Raw genomic sequence first — 26,847 nt, 5'->3', positions numbered from 1 at the left:
CCCTCCCCGGTCAGAATGCCGGAACCGTGGCGCGCCGTCTTTGCAGGAAGACGATGAGACCGAGCAGCAGAATTGCAGGAATATAGAAGATTTCCTTGGCAACCCGTGTGGCATCGATTTCGACCTTTTCGATCTCGACGGGCGCGTCCGCATAATAGTCGAATTGCCCGTTGGTCTTCAGGTCAAGCCATTTGCCGGGGAACGGTTCGTCGAGCACGGCCTTGCCGTCGACGTCGTTCACGATCACGCCGATCTTTTCAAGCCGGCTGACGCCGTCCGCCTTCTCTCCCAGGGGCAAGAGGACCGTGAGGTAGTCGATCTGGTCCGGGTTTTTGTAGTCCGGGCCGCGCATCACGACCCTGAGCGTGCCGCCGTCCGGCTCCTTCTCAGCCAGTTGCGCGATTTCGGTTCCGGGAATGTCTTTGAATGGCGGCTGGACATAATCCAGCCAGAAGCCGGGTCTGAACAGCGTAAAGGCCACGAGAAGCAGCGCCGCCGATTCCCAGATCCGGCTCTTTGCCAGGAAGTAGCCCTGTGTCGCGGCTGCAAACAGCATCATGGCAATGACGGCGACGACAAATATGAAAACCGCCTTGAATGGTCCGACATCGATCAGGAGCAGTTCCGTGTTGAAGATGAACAGGAACGGCAGGAGCGCGGTGCGGATATCATAGGTGAAACCCTGAATACCCGTCTTGATCGGATCGCCTTTCGATATCGCGGCCGCAGCGAAGGCGGCAAGCCCGACTGGCGGGGTATCGTCTGCGAGAATGCCGAAATAAAAGACGAACAGATGAACCGCGACCAGCGGGACGATCAGACCGCTCTGTGCCCCGACCGAGACGATCACGGGTGCCATCAGGGATGACACGACGATGTAGTTCGCGGTCGTAGGCAGCCCCATGCCGAGGACGAGGCTCATGACGGCAACGAGAAGCAGCATGGCCATCAGGTTGCCGCCGGACAGATATTCCACGAACTCGCCGACCACCTGATGGAGACCGGTCAGAGAAACCGTACCGACGATTACCCCCGCCGCGCCCGTGGCGACACCGATGGCGATCATGTTGCGGGCGCCCGCGATCATGCCGTCGATAAAATCCCTCCAGCCTTCGGCAAAGGCTGCGGTCATGCTGCCGCCCTTGCGGAAAAAGGCTTTCAGCGGCCGCTGGGTCAGGACGATGAGGATCATGGCGACCGTCGCCCAATAGGCGGACAGGGTCGGCGACAGCCGCTCGATCAGGATGCACCAGATCAGGATGACGATCGGCAGGAGATAATAGAATCCGGTTACCGCCACGTCCCAGGCCCTGGGCAGAACATCCATCGGCGCATTCGGATCGTCCATTTCCAGATCGGGATGCCGGGCGGCGACCATCAGAAGGACAAGATAGGCCACCAGAAACAGAAGCGAGGCCGTGGCGAAGGTCATGTCCGGAAAGGCGACCTTGATCCAGCCCAGGCCGTAATAGACGGCGGAGGCCAGGACCGCCATCAGGATGAAGCCGAGCAGCACGCCGGCGAGCTTGCGCGCCAGGGTCATGGTTGCCGGAGGCTTCTGCAGACCTGTCAGGCCGAGTTTCAGTGCCTCCAGATGAACGATATAGACCAGCGCGATATAGGAAATCAGCGCAGGCAGAAAGGCGTGCTTGATGAGCACCGGATAGGCAACGCCGGTGAATTCGGAGATCAGGAAGGCCGCGGCCCCCATGACCGGCGGTGTGAGCTGGCCGTTGGTGGAAGACGCCACTTCAACCGCGCCCGCCTTTTCCGGCTTGAAGCCGGTGCGTTTCATCAGCGGGATCGTGAAGGTTCCGGTCGTCACCACGTTGGCGATCGAGGAACCGGAATAAAGACCGGAAAGCGCGGAGGCGACAACGGCCGCCTTGGCCGGGCCGCCGCGCAGATGGCCAAGGAGCGCAAACGCGAGCTTGATGAAATAGTTGCCGGCGCCGGCCTTCTCCAGCAGCGAGCCGAACAGGACAAACAGAAAAATCATCGAAGCGGACACGCCGAGGGCAACGCCGAAGACGCCCTCCGTCTGCATCCAGAAATGCCACATGGCCTTGCCGAAGGACGCCCCCTTCCACTGGATCGCTTCCGGCATGAACGAGAGGTGGCCGAAAAAGACGTAGAAGACGAAGACGGATGCAACGATGACCAGCGGAAGGCCGAGGGCCCGGAAGACCGCAATGCCCAGGCTCAGCATGCCGAGAGTGGAAAAGACCAGGTCGGCGGTGGTCGGCAGGCCAGCGCGGTCGGCGATGTCGTTCTTGAAATAAAGCAGATAGAGACAGGACGCGGCGCCGATGATTGCCAGGACCCAATCATAGGCCGGCACATGATGGCGCGAACTTTTCTTGAACAACGGATAGGCCAGCATGGCCAGAACCAGGGCAAAGGCCAGGTGGATCTCGCGGGCTTCCTGATTGTTGAAGACCAGGTTTACCCCGAGGTTTTCCGTCAGAATGAAGGGAATGTTGGATGCAATATAGAGCTGGAACAGCGACCAGACGAAGGCCAGCGCGAGAATGAATTTTCCGGCGAATCCGGCCGCCGTCCGCGCGCCGCTTTCCACTTCCGCGACCATCAGGTCGACATCGACTTGCGAATTTTGCCTGGCTTGCTCTGACATGTCCGCCCCCGGATCCCCGATCAATTCCCATGCCCGGACGTCATCAGGTCCGAGCGAAAGAAAACGCCGGGCGATCGCTTGCCCGGCGTTTCCCTGCAGCTGTTACATCCAGCCGCGTTCCTTGTAGTACTTGATCGCGCCCGGATGGAGCGGTGCGGACAGGCCGTCCTTGATCATTTCCTCTTCCTTCAGGTTCTTGAAGGCGGGATGCAGGGCCTTAAAGTCGTCGAAGTTGTCGAAGACGGCCTTGACGACCGTGTAGACGACGTCATCGGGAACGTCGGCGGAGGTGATGAACGTTGCGCCGACACCGAAAGTCGTCACGTCGCTGTCGGTTCCCTTGTACATGCCGGCCGGGATCGTGGCCTTGCGGTAGTAGGGATTGTCGGCAACGAGCTTGTCGATCGGAGCGCCGGTGACGGACACGAGTTCCACGTCACAGGTGGTGGCGGCTTCGGTGATGGCGGCAGCCGGGTGGCCGATGGTGTAGATCATCGCGTCGATCTTGCCGTCACACAGGGCCTGGGCCATTTCGGAGCCCTTCAACTCGGCAGCAAGGGCGAAATCGTCCATTTTCATACCGAAGGCATCCATGACCACTTCCATGGTCGCCCGCTGGCCGGAACCGGGATTGCCGACGTTGACCTTCTTGCCCTTCAACTCTTCGAAGCTCTTGATGCCGGTGTCCTTGCGGACGATCAGGGTAAACGGTTCCGGATGGACCGAAAACACCGCCCGTTCCTTTTCGAACGGACCCTGGTCCTTGAACTTCGAAGTGCCGTGATAGGCGTGGTACTGCCAGTCGGACTGGGCGACACCGAATTCGAGTTCGCCGGCCCGTACCGTGTTGATGTTGTAAACGGACCCGCCGGTCGACTCGACCGAGCAACGGATGCCGTGTTCCTTGCGGTTCTTGTTCACCAGACGGCAAATTGCGCCACCGGTCGGATAATAGACACCGGTCACGCCGCCGGTCCCGATCGAGATAAACTTCTGATCGGCGGCTGCAGCAGCGCTAAAGCTGCCGGCGAATATCGCCAGGCCAAGCGCAAGGCTCGTGATTTTCATGGGAAACCTCCACCATTATGAATTGGCCCATTCTAAGGGCATTCGGAACACTCCGAAGGAGGAAGCTAACCAAAAAGAAACGGGATAGAAAACCCTCGCCGCGCATTATTTGACGAAAAGGTCGAAAAAAAACGTAACGCCTATTACCACTTATGCGCGATAGCGTGCAAAACCCTCAGTTCGCGGCCTTACCGCCGGTGATGACTTCGAAAAGGGTCTGGCGCAGGTTCGCTTCGTCTTCGCCGGAGATAAGCCCTTGACGCCATTGATCAATTACAAGGCGGAGACCGAGTGTGTCGCGTGTATGCGGCAGTTCATCGAGAAAGCCAGCGAAGAAACTGTCCAGACGGTCACGATCGAGAACGCCCTGATCGATCATGCCGTGAATCAGGGTCATGGTCGCTGCGATGTGGCTCTTGACGAACTCAAGTTCCACGGCTTCCGGATTGCGTTCAATAGTCCGTTTCTGCATTGATCATCTCGCATGCTTGGTCAGCAAAACCGGCTTATTTTTAACTAACGGTATTGCTCAAATGTGATCAGTTGGCATTGTCAAGAATACTAGTGCATACTTTTAGTTTCAGCACTGAATACTTTGAAAGGAGGTAACATCAAGTCAGAAAAACACCAAATGTATACTGCCTGATTTTTCAAAAAGCGCAACATATTATTAACGCAGGGTCATAAAAACGATTACATCTGAACAACTTCCATTGGCGACTTTTACGAGTGATGGGAAAATCGCCTTTGAATTTATGGAAATTCCCCCTTGAAACTTTTTTCGGCTCGGCATACACACTCGCCACGTCGCGAGCGGCATACCAGCACATGTCGTCAGCATTCGATTCCGGAAGGCCTGAAAGAGGATGAAACGGGATCGTTAACAAATGGTGAGAGCCGATAGCTCAGCTGGTAGAGCAACTGACTTTTAATCAGTAGGTCCAGGGTTCGAGCCCCTGTCGGCTCACCATACTTTCCTTTGTCACCTATCTCTCAGGTCGGGCACTTTTGCATCATTCATATCCACCGGACCGGCAGATGCAGGCTCTACCGTCCTAATCCCATTCGCAATGCAGTTCTGCCGCGCTTGCCTCTTGCACCCGCTCGAAAAGTCGCTGAAAAACGAACTTTCAATTTAGGGAGGATGCGGCCAAGCCATGGCAACGATCACTTATCTGACGCGGATCGAGTTTGATTTCGGTGGGATCGCGAGGATCAGGACCTATTGCGACCAACTCGGGATGAGCCGTCCCCTGGTGGTCAGCGATCAGGGGCTGATCAAAACCGGCCTTCTCGACCGCCTGTTTGACGCCTATGGTGGTCCCCTGCCCGTCTATGACGGAACGCCGTCCAACCCGACGGAAGAAGCGGTGATGGCTGCAAAGGCGCAGTACGACGCCGAGGGGTGCGACGGCGTGATCGCCTTTGGCGGCGGTTCGGTCATCGACCTGTCCAAGGCGCTCCGGCTGCTCACCGGCCATGAACCGCCGCTTGCCCAATATGCCGCGATCGAGGGCGGTGTCGCGCGGATCACCGGGAATATCTGTCCGATGATAGCGGTGCCGACCACCTCCGGCACCGGATCGGAGGTCGGCCGGGCCGCGGTGATCAATCTGGCCGACGGACGCAAGCTGGGCCTGATCAGCCCGCACATGCTGCCCAACATTGCGCTATGTGACCCGGAATTGACCCTCGGGCTGCCGCCGTTCCTGACGGCCGCCACCGGCATGGACGCGCTGTCCCATTGTCTTGAGACCTATATGGCCCCGGCAGTCAACCCGCCGGCCGACGCCATAGCCATCGACGGCTTGACGCGCGGCTTCAAGGCCTTGCCGGTTGCCGTTCGCGATGGTGCCGACCGGCAGGCCCGCTGGGACATGATGATGGCGTCCATGGAAGGCGCCATGGCCTTCCAGAAGGGCCTCGGCGCGGTCCACGCACTCACCCACCCGGCAGGGGCGATCAAGGAACTCAATCTGCATCACGGTACGCTGAATGCCATCCTGATGGCGCCGGTGCTCCGGTTCAACCGCCAGGCGATCGGAGACAAATGGCGGGTCCTGTCGGAGATTCTGGGAGGCGAGCCGGATGCGGTCATCGAGCAGTTGAACCGGGACATCGGCATTCCCTCCGGCCTTGATGCCCTCGGGGTTACCGCCGCTCATCTCGACCAGGTCGCCAAGGCGGCACTGCTCGATCACTGCCATGCGACCAACCCGCGGATTGCAAGCGAGGCGGAGTACCGGGCGATCCTGGAAGAGGCCCGCTGAGAAAAGCTTGTTCTTTTACGAAAAAGATGCGCTCAGGCGGTCGAGGGGCTCGCCTCGCCTTCGCTCGCCTCGCTTTCGCTCACCTCACTGCCGGATTTGCCGCTCCCCGGTCCGCCCGGGGTATCCAGGCCCCGGTACTGGCGCTTGACGATTTCCCGCAGAGCCTGCAGGGCCACGTATAGCGACGGGATGATCAGCACACCCAGGCTGGAGGCAAAGGCCATACCGCCGAAGACGGCAATGCCGATGGCTTTCTGACTGGCGGCCCCGGCCCCGCTCGCCGTCACCAGAGGAACCACGCCGAGCAGGAACGACAAGGCGGTCATCATCACCGCACGGAACCGCAGGTGGGCGGCCTCCTTTGCCGCGGCCAGAATGGACTTGCCGTCCGCCCGCTGCTCCATGGCAAATTCGACGATCAGGATCGCGTTCTTCGCCCCCATGCCGACCAGCATGATCATGCCGATCTGGGTGTAGAGATTGATGTCGCCGCCGGTGACGAAGACCGCGACGAAGGCCCCGAGGAGAGCGACCGACACCGACATCAGGATGGCGAACGGCATGCTCCAGCTTTCGTACTGGGCCACGAGGAACAGGTAGGCGAACAGGATCGACAGCAGCAGAATGTAGATGACCAGGTTGCCGGAGCCCTTCTGCTGCAAGGCCGTTCCGGTCCACTCGTAGGTGTAACCGGACGGCAGGGCCGTGGCGGCCGCCGCCTGCATGCCATTGATCACCACGCCGGTCGAAGCCCCCGGAGCAGGTTCGCCGTTCACGGATGCGGAGCGGAACATGTTGTAACGGGTGAGCGTTTGCGGACCGAAGACGTTCCTGGTCGTCACCAGCGACTGCATCGGCACCATCGTGCCATCGGCCGCTCGGACATAAAGCTTGCCGATATCTTCCACCCGGTTGCGGAAATCCCCCTCCGCCTGGATCATCACCTTGTAGACCCGGCCGAACAGATTGAAGTCGTTGATGTAGTAGGACCCGAGATAGGCCTGCAGCGTGGAAAAGACATCGGCGACATCGACGCCGATCGTCTTGGCCTTCTCCCGGTCCAGATCAACGAAGATCTGCGGGACGTTGGCCCGGTAGGTCGTATAGGAAAGTGCGATATCCGGGTCCTGGTTTGCTGAATAGACCAGGGATCCGGCGGCGGACGCCAGATCCTGAGGCGACCCGCCGCCGGTCTGCTGCACCATCATCTGCACGCCGCCGGTGGTGCCAAGTCCGGGAATGGGCGGCGGATTGAAGGCGATGATGTTCGCACTCGGGACAGCTGCAAAGTCGCCGCGGAACTTCGACAGGATCGCGTCGATCCCGAGTGACGGCTCCTGGCGTTTGTTCCAGTTGTCGAGCGTCGCGATGATCATGGCCGCATTCGACGACACCGCGGAATTCAGAATGGAAAAGCCGTTCACCGACACCACGCTGGCGACCCCGGGGGTCTTCGCCACGGTTTCCACCAGTCCCTTGGTCACTTCCTCGGTCCGCTGCAGCGACGCACCGTCGGGCAGCTGGATATCGACCATCAGGTACCCCTGGTCCTCCAGCGGCAGGAAGCCTTGAGGCAGGCGACCGCCGAGGAAAACAATCAGGGCAAGCGCGCCGCCGACACCGATCACGCCGACCACGGCAACCCGGACCAGCCTGGCGACGACTGCCGAATAGCCGTTGCGCACGCCTGTGATGCTTTTGTCGAAGATCCCCATCAACCCCTTGGGCGGCCCGCTGCGGCGCTTCAGGATCAGGCCGCAAAGGGCCGGCGACAGCGTCAGCGCGTTGATCGAGGAAATGACGACGGACACGGAAATCGTCACGGCGAACTGGGAATAGAGTTTCCCGGTAATACCGGGCATGAACACGGTGGGCACGAACACCGCCAACAGCACCAGTGTCGTTGCGATCACCGGCCCCATGATCTGGCCCATCGCCTTGGCGGTTGCGGCTTTGGGGTCGAGCCCCTCTTCCGTCAGGATCCGTTCCACGTTCTCCACCACCACGATGGCGTCATCCACCACGATCCCGATGGCGAGCACCAGGGCGAACAGGGAAATGGTGTTCAGGGACATCCCGAAAAGCAGCAGGACGGCGAAGGTCCCGATCAGGGAAACGGGAATTGCCACCATCGGAATGATGGTCGCGCGCCAGTTGCCCAGGAAGATGAAGACCACGGACACCACCAGGGCAAAGGTGATGAAAAGTGTGGTGACCACGTCGTCCAGCGAGGTCTGGACAAAGTCGGTCGTATCGAACGGGATCTGGTAGGCGACATCATCCGGAAATGCCTGGGAAAGCTCTTCCAGCCGGCTGACGACACCTTCGGCGACCGCGATCGCATTGGCGCCCGGCGCCTGGTAGACCGCCAGAACCGTAGACGGCTTGCCGTTGAATTCACCGCTGACCGAATAGGACTGGGCGCCCCGTTCGACCCGTGCGACATCGCCGATGCGGACAATGGCGCCATCGTCACCGGTTCTCAGGACGATGTTTTCGAAATCCTCTGCCGTGGACAGGCGGCCCTTGGCCTTGATCGTGTACTGGAACTGCTGTCCCTCGGGCACCGGCGGCGCGCCGATCTGGCCTGCGGCCACCTGGATGTTCTGGTCCCTGACCGCGGAGATGAAATCCGCCGGGGCCATCCCCAGGTTGGCCAGCTTGTCCGGATCGAGCCAGATCCGCATGCCATAGGCGAAATCGGTGAGAACATCGGCCTTGCCGACACCGGGCACGCGCGCCAGCGCGTCCTTGAGGTTGATCGAGGCGTAGTTGGACAGGAAGACCTCGTCATAGGTCCCCTTGGGCGAATACAGCGTGACCACCAGCAGCATGTTGGTGGAGGCCTTCTGCACCGTGACGCCGTTCGAGGTGACTTCGCTCGGCAGCTGGCTCGTCGCCTGGCTGACGCGGTTCTGGACGTTGACGGTGGCGATGTCCGGGTCGGTGCCAACGGCAAAGGTCACGTTCAAGGAATAGGTGCCGCTGTCGGAACTGTTCGACGACATGTAGATCATGTTGTCGACGCCGTTCACCTGCGCCTCGATGGGCGCTGCCACCGTTTCTTCCAGCACTTCGGCGTTGGCACCGGTATATTGCGCAGTCACGTTGACCACGGGGGGCGTGATATTGGGGAACTGCTCGACCGGAAGGGCCATGTAGCCGAGCATCCCGGCGATCGTGATCACCAGCGAAATGACGAGTGCGAATTTGGGCCGGTAGATGAAGAAGACAGAGAACATGAGCGCTACTCCGCCGGCTTCGAGGCAAGCGAGGCATTAACCGGCACGCCGGGCCGCACTTTCTGCAAGCCCTGGACAATGACCTTCTCGCCGCTCTGCAATCCCTTCTTGACGACGAAATCGGTATCCACCTGGGCTCCGAGGTCGACATATCGTTGCTCGACCGTATTTTGCGCATTGACCACCAGCACGAAGCTTCCGCGCTGATCGCGCTGGACGGCGGCCTGCGGGACGACGAGTTCCTTTTTCTCTTCCTTGGATTCGATGACCACATTTACGAAAGTGCCGTCGAGCAGTGTCCAGTTCTTGTTGTCGAACAGGCCACGGAAAGAGATGGTTCCGGTCTTCGGATCGACCTTGTTGTCGATGAAGACGACTTTTCCGGTTTCGTCGAACTTGTCGCCGTTGGGAAGGATCAGGCTCAGGTTAGGCGTATTTTCCGGCTTGATATTGTCTGGACTGATACCGTGCTGCTTCAGCGCATTCAGGTATTGCGCCTCGCTGACGGCAAAATTCACATAGACCGGCGCGACGCGGATCAGAGTCGCAAGCGGCTGCGAGGACGGGCCGACCACCTCTCCGACGCTGTAGGTGGTCTTGCCGAGCAAGCCGTCGAAGGGGGCGGAAATATCCGTGTAGCTCAGGTTCAGCTGGGCTTGCTCGAGAGCGGCCTGAGCCCCCTGTACCGAGGCGTCCGCCTGGGCTTTCTGGGCCTGTGTCGATTGAAAGGCCGCTTCCGAAATATGCCCTTTTTGATAAAGATCGCGATCCCGGTTCAGGTCTGCCGCCTTGAGCGCGGCATCCGCCTGTGCGCTGGCAAGGTCGGCCTTGGCCTTGTCGACGGCGGCCACATACTGGTCTTTCTCGATCTTGAAGACCAGTTCGTCCTTCTTGACCTTCTTGCCGTCCTGTACCGCCTTGTCTTCGAGAAAGCCGCTGACGCGCGCCACCAGCGAAACCTTGTCGATCGCGGCAACCTGGCCGATGAAGCTCGTGCTTTCCCGAATGGTCTTTTCCTGGATACCGGCAACGCTGACTGCGGGCGGCGGTGCCTTGGCCTGCTCTTCCTGCTTCTGGCAGGCGGCCAGGGCGCCAAGCATCAGGCCTGGGATCAACATACGGCTTAAATGAACGGTCGAAAGAAAACGTGCCACAGTCCGGCCCCCCAAAAATCCGCAGGCGAATATCTGACTTTACGTCAGACTAAAAGTGACATCACCGCCAAAACAAGCGGTTAATGCCGGAAGGCGGACTTTTACGGATGAAATGGCAGGACAGGAAGACCCGGCTGCCGCCAAACGGCGTTTCAGTCGCCCGCTTCCATGGGGTCAAGCACCAGGGTAAGACCGAAAAGGTCCGATCCCGCGATGACTTTGCGGGCCTTGATTCCCCGGCACTTGATAACCAGGCCGGCGATTGCAGGAAGGTCGTCGGGCAGACAATCGAAGGCCTCCTGACCGAACAGCCGGGAATAGGCGTCCGGGGTGAAGACCTGGATGCGGCCGCGCGGCGTTTTCAGTTCCAGACCGAGACTGGTCACCCGCATTTCCCGCTGTTCCATCAGGCTTCCGAGAAATTCGTGATGGTCGCAAGGGTCGTTCGCAACGAGAACGATCTCGTCGATGGCGACCGCGCCATTGGCGTGGGTCTGGTAGTCCGGTTTCCAGAAATTTTCCGGAAAGCGGTTGCGGCAGGTGAAATACCCGATCCCGGGCGCAAGCGGATCCGTCACGAAGGTCAGGTCGAAGGCAACCTTGCGGACAGAGCCATCGGGCGCTTTCGCCTCGCGTTCGAAAGAAAACGGGGCATAGGTTTTCAGGTGGTGTTTTTCGAAATGGGCGCGGTCCTTATCCGGATCGTGACTTTCAAAAACCACCATGGAGCCGCCTTCGCGGCGTTTCAGAAAATCCCGGTTGAAGGCGCCGAAAGAGAATTCTCCCTCGCCCGGTTCGCGGATCAGGCTCTCGTCTGCGACCGACAGAAGTTCGATGAAAAACCCGTCGAGCTGGACCAGGCGGTTGGCCGTTCCCCAGGGATGACGGGCTTCGGGCGTGACGGTGAAACCCAGGCCTTCCCAGGCTTTGGCGGTCGCATCGAGATCATGGACGGCGACGACTACGTGATCCAATCCATGCACCATCCCGTTGCTCCGTTCTGTCCCCGGTCCTTATACCATATTGCTCTTAAACCAGGCGGCTTTGATGTATCGCGGCTTCGATAAAGGAAGCAAACAGCGGGTGCGGTTCGAACGGCCGGGATTTCAGCTCCGGATGATACTGCACCCCGATGAACCACGGATGATCCGCGATCTCGACCGTTTCCGGCAGCACGCCGTCGGGCGACGTTCCGGCAAAGATCAGGCCGCAGGCTTCCAGCCGTTCCCGGTAGCCGATGTTGACTTCGTAGCGATGGCGATGACGTTCGTAAATCGACGTCGTCCCGTAGATTTCGGCGATCCGGGACCCGGGCTTGAGGGCCGCCGGATAGGCGCCGAGCCGCATGGTGCCGCCCATGTCGTCATCTTCAGCGCGCACCTCGCGCTTGTTGCCCTTGGTCCATTCGGTCATCAGGCCGACCACCGGCTCCTTGGAAGGCCCGAATTCGGTCGAACTTGCGTCCTTGATGCCGGCAAGGTCGCGCGCGGCTTCGATCACCGCCATCTGCATCCCGAAGCAGATGCCGAAATAGGGAACCTTGCGGGTGCGGGCGAAAGCTGCCGCGGCAATCTTGCCTTCCGATCCGCGTTCGCCGAAACCGCCGGGAACGAGAATGCCGTGCACCCCTTCCAGATACGGGCCCGGATCCTCCTTTTCGAAGGTCTCCGATTCGATCCACTCGATGTTGACCTTGACCTGATTGGCGATCCCGCCGTGAACCAGGGCTTCGATCAGCGATTTATAGGCGTCCTTGAGAACCGTGTACTTGCCGACGATGGCAATCGTGACTTCGCCTTCCGGGTTGGCGATGCGGTTCGAAATCCCTTCCCAGCGGTCGAGCACGGGTGCCGGCGCGCCCTTGATGCCGAAGGCTGCGAGCACTTCGTCGTCGAGGCCTTCCTTGTGATAGGCGATCGGCACGTCATAGATCGACTTGACGTCGTAGGCCGGAATGACGGCGGATTCGCGCACGTTGCAGAACAGGGACAGCTTGCGCTTCTCGTTGTCCGGAATCGGCCGGTCGCAACGGATCATCAGGATATCCGGCTGAATGCCAATGGAGCGCAGTTCCTTGACCGAGTGCTGGGTCGGCTTGGTCTTCATCTCGCCCGCACTTGCGATGAACGGCATCAGCGTCAGGTGGACATAGACCGCATCGCCGCGCGGCAGGTCATTGCCGAGCTGCCGAATCGCTTCGAAAAACGGCAGCCCCTCGATATCGCCGACGGTGCCGCCGATTTCGACGAGGACGAAGTCGTAACCATCGTTGCCGTCGAGGACGAAATTCTTGATCGCATCGGTCACGTGGGGAATCACCTGGACCGTGCCGCCCAGATAATCGCCGCGCCGTTCCTTGGCGATGATGTCCTGGTAGATCCTGCCGGTGGTGATGTTGTCCCGCTGGTTCGCGGGACGTCCCGTGAACCGTTCGTAGTGGCCGAGATCGAGATCTGTCTCCGCCCCGTCGTCGGTCACAAAGCATTCGCCGTGCTGATACGGGCTCATGGTGCCCGGATCGACATTCAGATAGGGGTCGAGCTTTCGAAGCCGAACCTTGTATCCGCGGGCCTGGAGCAACGCTCCGAGAGCTGCGGAAGCCAAACCTTTACCAAGCGAGGAAACCACGCCGCCAGTGATGAAAATGTATCGCGCCATGGAGCAATACCATATCGTTGCCGAGGGCCGATTGACCACTCGGGAGTTTCGTTAAGCACATAAAAATGCCCTGCGTTGTTGCCGCAGGGCATCTGATGTCGAGTGAATCCGGTGGCGAACCACCTCAAACGCTTACTGAGCGGTCGGAACCTGCGGACCGGTGGGTTCCGGTTGCGGCTGCTGCTGGCCTTCTTCCTTCTTGAGCGAATCAAGAATGCCGTTTCCGCCTTCGCCGGTGGCCGGTGCTGCCGGCGTCGTCGTTGCCGCGGGGGTCGCGTCCAGAATCGATCCGGGGCGATCCTTCATCTCGGCGATCAGGCTGAGGCCGATCGAGGTCGCGAAAAACACGACTGCGAGAATCGCGGTTGCGCGGGTCAACACGTTTGCCGTGCCGCGCCCGGTCATGAGGCCGCCGCCTCCGCCGCCGCCCATGCCGAGAGCGCCGCCTTCGGAGCGCTGCAGCAGGACAACGAGCACCAGGGCCAGGACGACCATCAAGTGTATGACGATGACTACGGTTTCCATCGTGGGCCAATCCGTTTGTTCAAGTTTGGCGGCCTTCTACACCAGGTGTCGCCGCCTTACCACCCTTGAATGTGTGTTTCCTGACCGACAGGACAAGTCTTCAGGCATATGCGTTGCAAATTCCCAGGAAGTCGTCCGCCTTCAGGCTGGCGCCGCCGACCAGCGCACCATCGACATTTGCCACGCCCATGAGTTCGGCGGCATTCCCCGGCTTGACCGAACCGCCGTAAAGAAGGCGCATCCGGCCGCCTGCTTCGCCGAAGCGGTCTGCCAGAGCGTCGCGCATGGCCTTGTGCACTTCAGCGACATCGGCCGATGTCGGCGTCAGACCCGTGCCGATAGCCCAGACCGGCTCGTAGGCCACAATGCAGTTTTCGGGCGTTGCTTCATCGGGAATGGAACCGGCAAGCTGATATTCCACAACCTTGAGCGTGTCGCCTGCCTTGCGTTCGGCTTCGGTTTCGCCAACACAGACGATTGCGGTCAGTCCGGCGCGCCAGGCGGCTTCCGCCTTGGCCTTGACGGTCGCATTGGTCTCGCCGTGGTCGGTTCGCCGCTCGGAATGACCGACGATGACCGCGGTGGCGCCAACGTCTGCGAGCATTTCAGCGGATATGTCGCCGGTATGCGCACCGCTTTCCTTGTAATGGCAATCCTGGCCGCCGATCTGAACGGCCGTACCGCCGGCCGCCGATGCCAGAAGATACGTGAGGGTGGCAGGGCCGCAGATCATGGTATCGACCTTGTCGGCGAGAGCAGGCGAAAGGCCGGCAGCGATCTTTTTCAATTCGTCTACGCTGGCGGTCAGGCCGTTCATCTTCCAATTGCCGGCAACAAGCGGCTTGATCTGCGCGGTCATTCCCTCGAAATCTCCCTGAAATGCTTGAATTCTCCGTCTGATCCGCCTCTATAACCCAAAACCGCCCGACACTTGCAAGTTATTGCAGGAGATCGGATCGCTTTGATTTGCTTGTCCGCCTTGCCCGAGTGCGCCGGCGTCATTATGATCCGCCCGCTTCGGCCATGAGCTGAAAAGGAATTCCGGCACAATGCATGTGCCGGCAAAACGGAAAAAGACGGGAGAAATCATGCTCGACGCGCTGCGCAAGGGCGCCGGCACCTGGGTTGCCAAAATCTTTATCGCTCTGCTGGTTCTGAGCTTTGGCGTGTGGGGTGTTGCCGATATGCTGAAGAATGGTTTCGGGCAAAATGTCGCTGCCAGGGTGGGCGGTACCGAAATCTCCCTGACCGACTTCGACCGCGCCTACCGCCGTGATCTGAACCGGTTCAGCCAGCAACTCGGCCGCCCTCTTTCGACCAAGGAAGGTGCCCAGCTCGGGATCGCCCAGCAGACCCTTGGCACGCTGATCGCCGAAGCGGCGATGGATGAAACGGCCAAGAACCTGAACCTCGGGATATCCGACGAAAAGCTGGCGACCCGGATCCAGGCCGATCCTTCGTTCAAGAGCCCCGGCGGATCCTATGATCCCAATCTGCTCAAGCAGATTTTGCGCAACAACGGCATGTCGGAAGACGATTTCGTCATGCAACAGCGCTCCCTTGCCGAGCGCCAGCAGCTTGCCGAGGCGATTTCCGGCGGCATGGTGGTCCCGACCGCCTATATCAAGGTCCTGCATGACTACCAGAGCGAAACCCGGAATGTGGCCTACCTGCTGGTCGAGCCGTCGCTTCTGGGCGAGATCGCGGATCCGGACGAGGAAACCCTGAAGGCCTTTTTCGAAAAGGAAAAGGCCAAGTTCAAGGCGCCCGAGTACCGGAAGATCACTCTGCTTCAGCTGACCCCCGACACCATCGCGCGGCCGGACGATATTACCGACGAGGATGCGCGGGCCGAATACGACGCCAACCAGCAACAGTATCATCAGCCGGAAAAACGCAAGGTCCGCCAGCTGTCCTTCACCAAACCGGAAGAAGCCAAGGCAGCCGCGGACAAGCTTGCCTCGGGGATGTCCTTCGATGACCTGATGAAGGACCTGAATCTGACCGACAATGACGTCTATCTCGGCCTGATGGCCAAGAGCGACTTCCTCGACCCGGCCATTGGCGACGCCGCCTTTTCGCTCGCCGAAGGCGCAACCAGCGGCATCGTCGACGGACGGTTCTCGTCGGTCATCCTGAACGTGCTCGAAATTCAGCCGGAAAAAACCAAGCCGTTCGAAGAGGTGAAAGACGAAATCAAGGCCACCCTCGCCAAGGAACAGGCCGAACGCGAGGTCCTCGACCTTCTCGGAGAGATTGAAGATGCCCGCGCCGGCGGCGCAACCCTCAAGGAAGTCGGGGAGCGTTTCCACCTCGAAACGACAACGCCCGATGCCATCGATTCCGCCGGCAAGAACCAGGCCGAGGAAAAGGTCGACCTGCCGGATGCCAAGGACCTGATCTCAGGCGTCTTCGACAGCGACGTCGGGGTTGAGAACGATCCGCTGCAGCTGGGTGACCGCGGCTTCCTCTGGTATGAAGTCGACGAAGTCATTCCCTCCCGCGACCGTACCCTCGACGAGGTCCGGGATCAGGTGGTAGCTGCCTGGAAGAAGGCAGAGACCGAAAAGAAACTGGCTGAAAAGGCCGCCGAGCTGACCGACAAGGCCAAGTCCGGGACCGATATGTCCGCTCTTGCAGAAAGCGCCGGCCTGGAACTGAAGACCGCCGACGGCATTTCCCGGAACAAGCCCGCCGGGGATATCAGCGGCCCGGCGGCCGCCAAGGCATTCGACGGCCCGGACGGATCCGTGTTCGACGTCGAGGCCGCCGACAAGGTCGGTCGGCTGGTCATCAAGGTAACAGCCACGAATACGCCGGAATTCAAGGCAGATGACTCACTTAATGAGGCGCTGAAAACGCAGCTTGCAAGCCAGTTGCAGGATTCCCTGCTCAATCAGTACATCTCCAATATCGAGACCAAGGCAGGCATTCACGTCAATGAAACCGGCGTTGCCAATGTTCTCGGACTTGGAGCCACCAACTGATTGTCTCCGGAAACCGCGCAAGAGTGGACAGGATATGAAGACGTTCAAGGATTTCATTGCCAAGGTTGCCGACGGCACCGCTCTGAGCGCCGTCGAAGCAAGGTCGGCCTTTGAGATCATCCTGTCGGGCGAGGCTACGCCCTCGCAGCTCGGCGGGTTCCTGATGGCCTTGCGGGTGCGCGGCGAAACGGTCGGTGAAGTGACCGGCGCGGTGGAAACCATGCGCTCCAAGATGTTGCCGGTCACCGCGCCGGCAAATGCCATCGACATCGTCGGTACCGGCGGCGACAACACGGGCAGCTACAACATTTCCACCTGCACGGCCCTTGTGGTCGCCGGGTGCGGCATTCCGGTCGCCAAACACGGAAACCGGTCCCTGTCGTCAAAGTCCGGCGCGGCGGAAGCGCTTGCCGAGCTGGGTGTGAACATCGATATCGGTCCGGACAGGATTGCCGAATGTATCAAGGCGGCCGGCATCGGCTTCATGTTCGCGCCCCTGCACCATGCGGCAATGAAACATGTCGGACCGACGCGGGTGGAACTGGCAACCCGGACGATCTTCAACCTGCTCGGCCCGCTTTCAAATCCGGCCGGCGTCAAGCGCCAACTGGTCGGGGTGTTCGCCCGTCAGTGGGTGGAACCGATTGCGGAAGTGCTGAAGAACCTGAACTCCGAGCGTGTCTGGGTGGTTCATGGTTCGGACGGCATGGATGAAATCACGACCACCGGGCCGACCTACGTCACCGAACTCGACGGCGGCAAACTCCGGTCCTTCGAAATCTCGCCGGAAGACGTCGGGCTTTCGGTCGCCGCTCCGGCCGATCTGAAGGGCGGTACGCCGGCGGAAAACGCCCACGCTCTACGCGAAGTCCTGAGCGGCGCAAAGAACGCCTACCGGGATGTCGTGCTGTTCAATGCCGCGGCATCGCTGGTGGTCGCTGGCCACTGCGCCACCCTGAAGGACGGCGTCGAAGCGGCCGCTGCATCGATCGACACCGGCTCGGCCGCAGACCGTCTGGAACGACTGGTCGCAACGTCCAACGGATAAAGACATGGCCGATATTCTGGAAAAAATCGAAGCCTACAAGCGGGTGGAGATAGAAGCCGCCAAGAGCGCCGTCTCCCTGACCGACCTCAAGGCTGCGGCCCGGGACGTCGAAGCTCCGCGCGGATTTCAAAAGGCAATCGAGGCTAAACTCGCCGATGGCCACTACGCGCTGATTGCGGAAATCAAGAAGGCCAGCCCGTCCAAGGGGCTGATCCGGGAGGATTTCGATCCCCCTACCCTCGCAAAAGCCTATGAAGCAGGCGGGGCGACCTGCCTGTCCGTGCTCACCGACACGCCGTCGTTCCAGGGCCGGCCCGAATTCCTGACAGCGGCGCGCAGCGCGGTTTCTCTCCCGGCCCTGCGCAAGGACTTCCTCTATGACACCTATCAGGTTCACGAGGCACGCGCCTGGGGCGCGGACTGCATCCTGATCATTCTGGCAGCGGTCGATGACGCAACGGCCAGGGCTCTTGAGGACACCGCCTTCGAGCTGGGCATGGACGTTCTACTCGAAGTCCACAACGAAGCGGAACTTGAGCGCGCGCTCCGGCTCAATTCGAAACTGCTCGGCATCAACAACCGGAACCTCAAGACCTTCGAGACCAGGCTTGAAACCAGCGAGCAGCTGGCGCCGAAGGTTCCGTCGGAGCGGATCATCGTTGGCGAATCCGGGCTCTTTACGCCCGACGATCTGGACCGGATGCACAAGGTCGGCATCTCGACGTTCCTGATCGGCGAAAGCCTGATGCGTCAGGACGATGTGGCTGCTGCGACCCGGTCCCTTTTACGGCACAACGCGCTCAAGGCTGCGGAATAAGGCGTAATCCATGAGTGAACAGACAGCGAAACTGACTCACCTGGACGACACCGGTTCGGCGAACATGGTCGACGTGTCGGAGAAAAACGTCACGTCGCGGATCGCGGTTGCGAGCGGCTCCGTAACCATGAAGCCGGAAACGCTGGATCTCATCCGCTCCGGCAACGCCAAGAAGGGCGACGTCATCGGTGCGGCGCGCATTGCCGGCATCATGGCTGCGAAAAAGACCCACGAGCTGATCCCGCTCTGTCATCCGCTGCTTCTGTCCAAGATCAGCGTCGACATCACGCCGGACGACACGCTTCCGGGCCTGCGCGTTCAGGCGACCGCCAAAGTCAGCGGCCAGACGGGCGTCGAGATGGAGGCGCTGACGGCCTGCTCTGTCGCCTGCCTGACCATCTACGACATGGCCAAGGCCGTCGACCGGGGCATGGTCATCGGCGATATCAAGCTCCTGGAAAAGGCCGGCGGGAAATCCGGGCACTGGACGGCCGCCGACGGCGGCACCGGCGGGACGTGACCCCATGAGCCTGATGCCCGTTGCCGAAGCGCTAGCCCGTCTGCTGGACGGCGTGGAACCGCGGCCGACCGAGTGGGTGGCGCTGGCAGACGCCAACGGACGGATCCTGAGTGAAGACCTGGCCTCCACACGGACCCAGCCGCCCTTTGCCGCATCTGCCATGGACGGTTACGCCGTTCGCCACAGCGATCTCAGTGCGATGCCGGCCCGACTGAAGGTCATTGGCGAAGCGCCCGCCGGCCACGGCTTTTCCGGAAGCATCGGCCCGGGCGAAACCGTGCGGATTTTTACCGGCGCGCCGGTCCCGGACGGTGCGGATACGATCCTGATCCAGGAGGATACGACCCGCGACGGCGACATCGTGATGGCGCTTGAAAGGCCTGCCTTCGGTGCCTTCGTCCGCCCTGCTGGTCTCGATTTCAAGGAAGGCGAGGTTCTTCTCAAAGCGCAGCGCAAACTCGGCTATCGCGATCTTGCACTTGCTGCGGCCATGAACCACGCCCGGTTGCCGGTTCATAAAAAACCTGTGGTGGCGATCCTGGCGACCGGAGACGAACTGGTCCAGCCGGGGGCCGAACCCGGGCCGGACCAGATCATCGCCTCCAACCATCTCGGCATCGCAGCCCTTGTGGAAGATTGCGGCGGCGAGCCCCTGGATCTCGGCATTTCGCCTGACGATTCCGTTGCCATGGCCGGCCACGTCCGCCTGGCGATCGAAGCACAGGCGGATATTCTGGTGACCCTGGGCGGCGCATCGGTCGGCGATCACGACCTGGTCCAGGACGTGCTCGGCGCGGAAGGGATGGACCTGGCGTTCTGGCGGATCGCCATGCGTCCGGGCAAGCCGCTCATGGCTGGGCATCTGGGGGCCACCAAGGTTCTGGGCCTTCCCGGCAATCCGGTCTCCAGCCTTGTCTGCGGGTTATTGTTCCTGAAACCGCTGCTCGCCGCGATGTTAGGCCGGCAACAGTCGGCCGCTCTGGAGAGCCAGGCCATCCTGGGGGCGGATATAGGTGAGAACGATCGGCGGCAGGACTATGTCCGGGCCGAGCTGGCGCAAGACGCAGGTGGCAAGCTGATCGCCACGCCGTTCGGCAAGCAGGACAGTTCCATGCTCGCCCTGCTCGCGCGGTCCGGCGCATTGATCGTCCGGCCGCCGCATGCCCCTGCTCTCAAGGCAGGCGCAAGCGTACCGATCATCCGGCTCTGAGGCGCAGCTTTTTTTCCTTGGTCAGTGTTCCCGCATGGCGTGGGCGATCTGATCGGATACCGGTTTGATGAGATAGCTCAGAACGGTCCGGTCCTGCGTCTTCATGAAGACTTCCACGGGCATGCCAGGGACGAGCACCTTTCCCTCCAGAAGGGCCAGTTCCGCGTCATCGATGGTCAGCCGTGCCGTGTAATAGCCGGTCCCCGTTCGCTGATCCATCGTCAGGTCCGCCGATACGCTCAGCAGCTTTGCCTTCAGTTCCGGCGTGGTTCGCCGGTCGAAGCTCGGAAAGCGGACGGTGGCCTCCTGTCCTGGCGTCAATTCGTCGATATCCACCGGCTTGACCTTTGCCTCGATCACCAGCCGGTCGGCGCGGGGAACGATCGACATCAATACTTCCCCGGGCGTGACGACGCCGCCGATGGTGTGAACCGCCAGTTCATGGACATAGCCGTCCTGCGGTGCGCGGATATCGATACGGGTGAGCTTGTCTTGCGCGGCGATCTTCTGTTCTTCCAGCTGGGCGATCTGCGACCGGGTCTCATGGAGATTTTCCAGAAGCTCCGCCCGGTAGGTTTCCTCGATCTGCAGGATCTGGATCTTGCGCTCGCTGATGCCCTCCTGGATCCGGGCGATCTCCGACACGAACGAGCCATATTGCCCCTGCAACCGGGCCCGTTCGCGGCGTTGGGCCGACACCCGGCTCTTGGAGACCAACTGCTTTTTCAGCAATGCGTCCAGATCGGCAAGTTCCTCATCAATCAGCTCTATTTCCGATTCCTTGGCTTCCAGCTGGGCCTTGAGGCCCTCCGCCTGCTTGTTGAACTGCCGGATCTGTTCCTGCAACTGGTCCTTGCGTCCGGCAATGCTCGCCTGGCGTGCCTCGAGCAGCAGTTGCTGGCCGCGCTTGATATCGTCCGGAATGTCGTCATCGGAAAATGCGATCCGTTGCCTGCCGTCCCGCTCCGCCAGAAGCCGTGCCTCCTGCGCCTTCAGTTCGCCGAGTTGCTTGCTGATCGCGCCAAGATTGGCTCGGGTGATCGTGTCGTCCAGCCGGATCAGCAGGTCGCCGGCGGATACCAGGTCATCGTCCTTGACCAGGATCTCCTTGACGATCCCGCCTTCCTGGTGCTGGACGTGTTTGACGTTGCTTTGGACCACCACCGTCGCAGGCGTCACCACCGCGCCGGAAATCTCTGCGATCGCAGCCCAACCGCCTATTCCGCCGACCACGATCAGGGCCGCGAATGCCGCGATCAGGAGATGGCGCCTGATGGCGCGGCGCAGGACATCGTCGGAAACCGGTCTGCCCGCCTTTTTATAGGTGTCCGGCATGGTTACCTCCGTGTTCCTGCCGCCGGAACGGGCTGCACGACCTTTTTCAGGACTTCATCCTTCGGTCCGAAGGCGGTCATCCGGCCTTCCTGCAGACACAGGATCTTGTCGACGGTCGCAATGGCGCTTGGCCGGTGCGCGATGATGACCACGATCGATTTGCGTTCCCGCATCGTCCGGATGGCGTTTATCAGAGCGGCTTCGCCCTCGGCGTCCAGATTGGAATTAGGTTCATCGAGCACGATCAAAAACGGGTTGCCGTAGAGCGCCCTCGCAAGGGCGATCCTCTGGCGCTGTCCGGCCGACAGATTGCGCCCGGATCGGCCGATCACCGTGTTGTAGCCGTCCGGCAAGGCGACAATGAGATCGTGGACATCGGCAAGGGTGGCCGCCTCGATGATTGCGCCGGAGGCAGCGTCCTGACGGAACCTGGATATGTTTTCCGCAATCGTGCCGTCGAACAGTTGCAGGTCCTGAGGCAGGTAACCGATGAACTCGCCGCGTTTTTCCGACGTCCACTGACCAAGATCCGCGCCATCGAAGCGGACGGTGCCTTTCAGTGCCGGAACCGCACCGACCAGCGACCGCGCAAGGGTGGATTTGCCCGAGCCGGACGGCCCGATAATGCCCAGACCGTCGCCTGCCTGAAGCTTGAAGGATACGTTGACGACGAAAGGCAGCGGCTCTCCGAACGGGCCACAGGCGACCTGTTCCAGCTCGAGCGTCTTGCAGGGCAGCGGAAGATCGAGAATGTCCGCATTCAACGGTGCCGCGGACAGGATCTCCCGCAGACGCGCGATAGACTGACGGCAGGCGACGAAGCCGCGCCAGTGGGCAACGGCCTGTTCTATCGGAGACAGGGCCCGGGAGGTCATGATCGACGCGGCAATCATGACACCCGGTGTGATCTCCTGCTTGATCGCCAGCCAGGCGCCGGTGCCGAGGATGGCCGACTGCAGAATAAAGCGAACCGTCTTGATGAGCGTGCCGAAAAATCCGGTCCGGTCGGCGGCCCTGCGCTGGGTCACCAGATAGGCGTCGTTCTGCTCCTGCCACCGGGACGCCAGGGCGTCATCCATCCCCATCGCGCAGACGACTTCCGCATTACGCTGGCCGCTTTCCACATCCTCCGCACGGCGGTAAGCCTCGCGGCCTGTCTCGGCGACAGGCCCGCGCGACATGGCTTCGTTCAGGCCGATGCAGACGACGATCAGCAGTCCGCCGCCAAGCGCCACCACGCCCAGCAACGGATGGAACAGGAAAACGATGGTCAGATAGACCGGCAGCCAGGGGATGTCGAATATGGCGCCCGGGCCCGGACCGGACAGGAACTGGCGAATGGTATCGAGATCGGCAACCGGGCGAAGCCGGGCTGCCTTGCGCCCCAACTTCACTGGAAGCATATTGGACATCCGATACACCAGCCCGGTCAGACGGACGTCCACCCTTTGCGCGATGCGGGCAAGGATGCGGCTGCGCAGCCCTTCGAGAAAGCCGTAAAACAGATAAAGGACCAGCGCCAGGATGCCGATGACCACGAGCGTGGGAACAGAACCGCTTGCGAGCACGCGGTCGTAGACCTGGAGCATGAACAGCGGACCGGTCAGCATCAGGATGTTGATCAGGAGGCTGACCAGACCGACGCCTACAAAGGCCGCACGAATGGGGGCAAATGCGCGCGATACCGGGTTATCGCTGTGTCTGTGCCCTGACGCCCGGTTGCCGGGGTCTGTAGTGCCGTGGTCCGTTTTCAAATGCAGGCCTCTACCTGTCTTGTGGAACGAAGAGAGCAATCGGCCCTGCTCCGCGCTAGCATGGTAACGATACGGACAAAAAGAGAAAAGTTTCCTTATCCCACGATAGCCCGCAAAGCCTGCCGATTGTAACGACAGGATGTTGCGAAGACGTCGCCCGGGTCAGGCACGGCGACAATAGAAAAAGCCGCCCGGCGGGCACCGGACGGCTCTTCGGATTGGATCATCCAATGGCGGCAGACCTGAATCCGCCGCGTCTCAATATCACCCGGCAGCGGCAACCGCGCGCTTGGCCATGACCGTCACCAGATTGGCACGGTACGCGGCAGAGCCGTGAATGTCGCTCAGGAGATTGTCGGAGGACACGGAAATCCCTGCAACCGCTTCGGGCGACCAGTTGGAGCTGAGCGCACTTTCCATTTCACCGACGCGGAACACGCCGTCCTGGCCGGCGCCGGTCACGGCGACCTTGACGGAGTCGTCTGCTCCCTTGGCGACGAACACGCCTGCCATGGCATAACGCGAAGCCGGGTTCGGGTATTTGGAATAGGCCGATTTCGCCGGCACCGGGAACGAGACCGATGTGACGATTTCGTCGTCTTCAAGGGCCGTTTCGAACATACCGGTGAAGAAGTCTTCGGCAGCGAGTTCGCGCTTGTTGGTCTTGACCGTCGCGCCCAGAGCGACCAGGGCGGACGGATAGTCGGCAGCCGGATCGTTGTTGGCAATCGAACCGCCGATCGTGCCCTTGTGACGGACGGCCGGATCGCCGATGCCGCCGGCGAGCGTCGCAAGGCCGGGCAGCTTGGAATTGATCACCGCCGACGATGCGACTTCGGCGTGGGTCGTCGCAGCGCCGATGACGACTGCGCCACCGGCTTCGCTGATGCCGTGAAGATCGACGATCTTCGCCAGGTCGATCAGATCGGTCGGAGCGGCCAGGCGCTGTTTCATGGTGGGCAGCAGCGTCTGGCCGCCGCCGAGGTACTTGCCGTCTTCGGCGGACGCCATCATGGAAGCGGCATCAGCTACCGAACCGGCGCGATGATAAGTCGTTTCGTACATGTTCTTCTCCCCTTGTCGGCCAAGGTGTCCGGCAGGATGAATTCCCAAGCCGGAAATTAAAACCAGATTGCCGGGCCGGGCAACTTAATCCCGACCCCGCGTTCGAACGCTTGCGGTCTATTCGGCAGCCTGACTGAGGCCCGGCTGTGCCGCCAACCAGACCTTTTCCGCCGTGGCCGGCATGGACAGGTGGTTGTTCCCGATCGCATCGGTAATCGCGTTGATGACAGCCGGGGGCGATCCGATCGCGCCGGCCTCACCGCAGCCTTTCATGCCGAGCGGGTTGCCCGGACAGATGGTTTCGGTGGTCAGCAGGTTATAGGATGGCACGTCGTCGGCCCTAGGCATGGCGTAGTCCATGTAGGAAGCGGTCACGAGCTGACCGTTTTCATCATAGGCGGCGTTTTCCAGAAGCGCCTGGCCGATGCCCTGGGTCAGACCGCCATGGACCTGGCCTTCGACGATCATCGGGTTGATGACCTTGCCGAAGTCGTCGGCCGCCACGAAGTTGACGATTTCGGTCTTGCCCGTATCCGGATCGACTTCCACTTCGCAGGCATAGGTGCCGGCCGGGAACGTGAAGTTGCTCGGATCGTAGAAGGCGCCTTCCTTCAAGCCCGGTTCCATGCCTTCAGGCAGGTTGTGGGCAGTGTAGGCGGCAAGAGCGACCTCGGTGAAGCTCAGCTTCTTGTCGGTGCCGGCAACCTTCAGTTCGCCGCCCTCGATCTGGATGTCCCCTTCGGAGGCTTCCATCAGATGGGCCGCGATCTTCTTGGCCTTGGCTTCGACCTTGTCGAGCGCCTTGACGATGGCCGACATGCCGACCGCGCCGGAGCGGGACCCGTAAGTGCCCATGCCGAACTGCACCTTGTCCGTATCGCCGTGGACGATGGACACGGCGTCGGTATCGACACCGAACCGTTCGGAAATCAGCTGGGCGAAGGTTGTTTCATGACCCTGACCGTGGCTGTGGGATCCGGTGAGAACCTCGATCGTGCCGACCGGGTTGACGCGGACTTCAGCCGACTCCCAGAGACCGACGCCGGCGCCGAGAGACCCGACTGCAGCCGACGGCGCGATGCCGCAGGCTTCGATGTAGCAGGACAGGCCCAAGCCGCGCAGCTTGCCGCGGGACGCGGCTTCGGACTTGCGTGCCGGGAATCCGTCATAATCGATCGCCTTCAGGGCCGCATCGAGGGTGGCGTTATAGTCGCCGGCGTCATAGCACATGATGACAGGCGTCTGATGCGGGAAAGCCTGAATGAAGTTCTTGCGGCGGAATTCCGCCGGTGACATGCCGACTTCCCGTGCGGCCGTTTCGATGATGCGTTCTACCAGGAAGGTGGCTTCCGGACGGCCCGCACCGCGATAGGCGTCCACGGGGGTCGTGTTGGTGTAGACCGTCTTCACGTTGCAGTGGATGTTCGGGATATCGTACTGGCCCGACAGCAGCGTCGCGTAGAGATAGGTCGGCACCGACGACGAGAACAGGGACATGTAGGCCCCGAGGTTCGCCACGGTCTTGACCCGGAACCCGGTGATCTTGTTGTTCGCATCGAGCGCCAGTTCCGCTTCCGTCTTGTGGTCGCGGCCATGGGCGTCCGTCAGGAAGGCCTCGGTCCGGTCCGAAACCCACTTCACCGGACGGCCGACGCGCTTGGAAGCCCACAGCGCAACGATTTCTTCCGGATAGATGAAGATCTTGGACCCGAAGCCGCCGCCGACGTCAGGGGCGATCACCCGAAGCTTGTGCTCGGGCGCCACGTTATAAAAGGCCGACAGAACAAGGCGCGCAACGTGTGGGTTTTGCGATGTGGTGTAGAGCGTGTAGTGCTCTTCCGCCGTGTCGTAGTCGGCAAGGGCAGCCCGGGGTTCCATCGGGTTCGGAACCAGGCGGTTGTTGGTAATGTCCAGGCGCGTGACATGGGCAGCGCTATCGAAAGCCGCGTTCGTGGCGGCTTCGTCGCCGATTTCCCAATCGTAAATCACGTTGCCCGGGGCTTCCGGGTGCAGTTGCGGTGCACCGGGCGCCATGGCAGCGCTCATATCGACGACAGCCGGCAGTTCCTCGTAGTCGACGACGACCGCATCGGCCGCGTCGCGGGCCTGTCCCTGGGTATCGGCGATCACCACCGCGACAGCCTGACCGACGAAGCGGACCGTCTCCGGTTCCAGGGCACGCCATGCGCCCATGTTCATCGGCGAACCGTCCTTGGAATGGATCATCCAGCCGCAGATCAGGTTTCCGATCCCGTCGCCGACAAGCTGTTCGCCGGTCAGGACCGCTTCCACGCCCGGCATTGCAAGGGCCGCGCTGGCATCGATGCCCTTGATCTTCGCATGGGCATGCGGCGACCGGACGAAGGCCGCATAGGTCATGCGCGGCAGAACCATATCATCGGTATACCGGCCCTTGCCGGTGATGAAGCGCTTGTCTTCTTTCCTGAGGGCGCGTGCCCCGATACCCTGAACTCCCATGGTGTTCCTCCCTGGAAAATCATTTCCGCCTGTTTGCCGGATCTCCGCAACGGGGCCGTCCCCCTCCTCGGGAATACGGCG

The 26,847-nt window shown here is 61.1% G+C and carries 19 protein-coding genes and 1 tRNA gene; 7 read left to right on the top strand and 13 right to left on the bottom strand.

Annotated features, from left to right (window positions below):
- Nucleotides 1-10: 10 nt before the first annotated feature.
- From HK439_RS05670 to HK439_RS05660, 3 genes are all read right to left on the bottom strand, one after another.
- Nucleotides 11-2,635, bottom strand: coding sequence for a TRAP transporter permease (locus HK439_RS05670; RefSeq protein WP_190290413.1), 2,625 nt, complete (start codon nucleotides 2,633-2,635; stop codon nucleotides 11-13).
- A gap of 102 nt (nucleotides 2,636-2,737) precedes the next feature.
- Nucleotides 2,738-3,703, bottom strand: coding sequence for a TAXI family TRAP transporter solute-binding subunit (locus HK439_RS05665; RefSeq protein ID WP_190290412.1), 966 nt, complete (start codon nucleotides 3,701-3,703; stop codon nucleotides 2,738-2,740).
- Nucleotides 3,704-3,878: 175 nt separating this feature from the next.
- On the bottom strand, nucleotides 3,879-4,175 hold the full coding sequence (locus HK439_RS05660) for a hypothetical protein (protein WP_190290411.1): 297 nt from the start codon (nucleotides 4,173-4,175) through the stop codon (nucleotides 3,879-3,881).
- 422 nt (nucleotides 4,176-4,597) lie between these two features.
- Between HK439_RS05660 and HK439_RS05655 the strand changes: the two genes are divergently transcribed.
- Together HK439_RS05655 and HK439_RS05650 are read left to right on the top strand one after the other, a co-directional pair.
- Nucleotides 4,598-4,673, top strand: a tRNA-Lys gene (locus HK439_RS05655).
- A gap of 187 nt (nucleotides 4,674-4,860) precedes the next feature.
- The gene (locus HK439_RS05650) at nucleotides 4,861-5,973 is read left to right on the top strand and encodes an iron-containing alcohol dehydrogenase (protein ID WP_190290410.1); all 1,113 of its coding nucleotides are present in this window, start codon (nucleotides 4,861-4,863) and stop codon (nucleotides 5,971-5,973) included.
- A 32-nt stretch (nucleotides 5,974-6,005) separates the two neighbouring features.
- On the opposite strand, the gene HK439_RS05645 is transcribed toward HK439_RS05650, so the two are convergent.
- The 6 genes from HK439_RS05645 to tpiA form a co-directional block, all read right to left on the bottom strand.
- Nucleotides 6,006-9,215 (bottom strand): efflux RND transporter permease subunit, encoded by a 3,210-nt coding sequence (locus HK439_RS05645; RefSeq protein ID WP_190290409.1) that lies wholly within the window; start codon nucleotides 9,213-9,215, stop codon nucleotides 6,006-6,008.
- Between the two features lie 5 nt (nucleotides 9,216-9,220).
- Nucleotides 9,221-10,315 carry an efflux RND transporter periplasmic adaptor subunit gene (locus HK439_RS05640; RefSeq protein ID WP_209011578.1) on the bottom strand — a complete coding sequence of 365 codons (1,095 nt, stop codon included), beginning with the start codon at nucleotides 10,313-10,315 and terminating at the stop codon, nucleotides 9,221-9,223.
- Between the two features lie 206 nt (nucleotides 10,316-10,521).
- Nucleotides 10,522-11,355: a VOC family protein gene (locus HK439_RS05635; protein ID WP_190290407.1), complete on the bottom strand. Its 834-nt coding sequence runs from the start codon at nucleotides 11,353-11,355 to the stop codon at nucleotides 10,522-10,524.
- A gap of 43 nt (nucleotides 11,356-11,398) precedes the next feature.
- On the bottom strand, nucleotides 11,399-13,027 hold the full coding sequence (locus tag HK439_RS05630) for a CTP synthase (protein ID WP_190290406.1): 1,629 nt from the start codon (nucleotides 13,025-13,027) through the stop codon (nucleotides 11,399-11,401).
- Nucleotides 13,028-13,159: 132 nt separating this feature from the next.
- Complete coding sequence (gene secG, locus HK439_RS05625) at nucleotides 13,160-13,552, bottom strand: preprotein translocase subunit SecG (RefSeq protein ID WP_190290405.1); 393 nt, start codon at nucleotides 13,550-13,552, stop codon at nucleotides 13,160-13,162.
- A 100-nt stretch (nucleotides 13,553-13,652) separates the two neighbouring features.
- Nucleotides 13,653-14,411: a triose-phosphate isomerase gene (tpiA, locus tag HK439_RS05620; RefSeq protein ID WP_190290404.1), complete on the bottom strand. Its 759-nt coding sequence runs from the start codon at nucleotides 14,409-14,411 to the stop codon at nucleotides 13,653-13,655.
- Between the two features lie 229 nt (nucleotides 14,412-14,640).
- Here tpiA and HK439_RS05615 point away from each other — a divergent pair, with 229 nt between their 5' ends.
- From HK439_RS05615 to glp, 5 genes are read left to right on the top strand one after another with little or no spacing between them, the layout of a single operon-like run.
- On the top strand, nucleotides 14,641-16,539 hold the full coding sequence (locus HK439_RS05615) for a SurA N-terminal domain-containing protein (protein ID WP_190290403.1): 1,899 nt from the start codon (nucleotides 14,641-14,643) through the stop codon (nucleotides 16,537-16,539).
- A gap of 34 nt (nucleotides 16,540-16,573) precedes the next feature.
- The gene (gene trpD, locus HK439_RS05610) at nucleotides 16,574-17,587 is read left to right on the top strand and encodes an anthranilate phosphoribosyltransferase (protein WP_190290402.1); all 1,014 of its coding nucleotides are present in this window, start codon (nucleotides 16,574-16,576) and stop codon (nucleotides 17,585-17,587) included.
- Nucleotides 17,588-17,591: 4 nt separating this feature from the next.
- On the top strand, nucleotides 17,592-18,404 hold the full coding sequence (trpC, locus tag HK439_RS05605) for an indole-3-glycerol phosphate synthase TrpC (protein WP_190290401.1): 813 nt from the start codon (nucleotides 17,592-17,594) through the stop codon (nucleotides 18,402-18,404).
- 10 nt (nucleotides 18,405-18,414) lie between these two features.
- On the top strand, nucleotides 18,415-18,924 hold the full coding sequence (gene moaC / locus HK439_RS05600) for a cyclic pyranopterin monophosphate synthase MoaC (RefSeq protein WP_190290400.1): 510 nt from the start codon (nucleotides 18,415-18,417) through the stop codon (nucleotides 18,922-18,924).
- A gap of 4 nt (nucleotides 18,925-18,928) precedes the next feature.
- The gene (gene glp / locus HK439_RS05595) at nucleotides 18,929-20,134 is read left to right on the top strand and encodes a gephyrin-like molybdotransferase Glp (protein WP_190290399.1); all 1,206 of its coding nucleotides are present in this window, start codon (nucleotides 18,929-18,931) and stop codon (nucleotides 20,132-20,134) included.
- 21 nt (nucleotides 20,135-20,155) lie between these two features.
- Here glp and HK439_RS05590 read toward each other — a convergent pair whose 3' ends face one another.
- The 4 genes from HK439_RS05590 to HK439_RS05575 all read right to left on the bottom strand — a co-directional run bounded on the left by HK439_RS05590 (nucleotide 20,156) and on the right by HK439_RS05575 (nucleotide 26,766).
- Nucleotides 20,156-21,469: an HlyD family type I secretion periplasmic adaptor subunit gene (locus HK439_RS05590; RefSeq protein ID WP_190290398.1), complete on the bottom strand. Its 1,314-nt coding sequence runs from the start codon at nucleotides 21,467-21,469 to the stop codon at nucleotides 20,156-20,158.
- A gap of 2 nt (nucleotides 21,470-21,471) precedes the next feature.
- Nucleotides 21,472-23,223: a type I secretion system permease/ATPase gene (locus tag HK439_RS05585; protein ID WP_190290397.1), complete on the bottom strand. Its 1,752-nt coding sequence runs from the start codon at nucleotides 23,221-23,223 to the stop codon at nucleotides 21,472-21,474.
- Nucleotides 23,224-23,487: 264 nt separating this feature from the next.
- Entirely contained in the window at nucleotides 23,488-24,288 is an 801-nt protein-coding gene (locus tag HK439_RS05580; protein ID WP_190290396.1) for an FAD binding domain-containing protein, read from the bottom strand.
- A gap of 117 nt (nucleotides 24,289-24,405) precedes the next feature.
- A complete protein-coding gene (locus tag HK439_RS05575) occupies nucleotides 24,406-26,766 on the bottom strand; it encodes a xanthine dehydrogenase family protein molybdopterin-binding subunit (protein WP_190290395.1) in 2,361 nt (786 codons plus the stop codon).
- Nucleotides 26,767-26,847 lie beyond the last annotated feature (81 nt).

This window comes from Roseibium aggregatum (genome assembly GCF_014692675.1).
Taxonomy (GTDB): Bacteria; Pseudomonadota; Alphaproteobacteria; order Rhizobiales; family Stappiaceae; genus Roseibium; species Roseibium aggregatum_C.
This window is presented reverse-complemented; position numbering and strand designations above follow the sequence as displayed.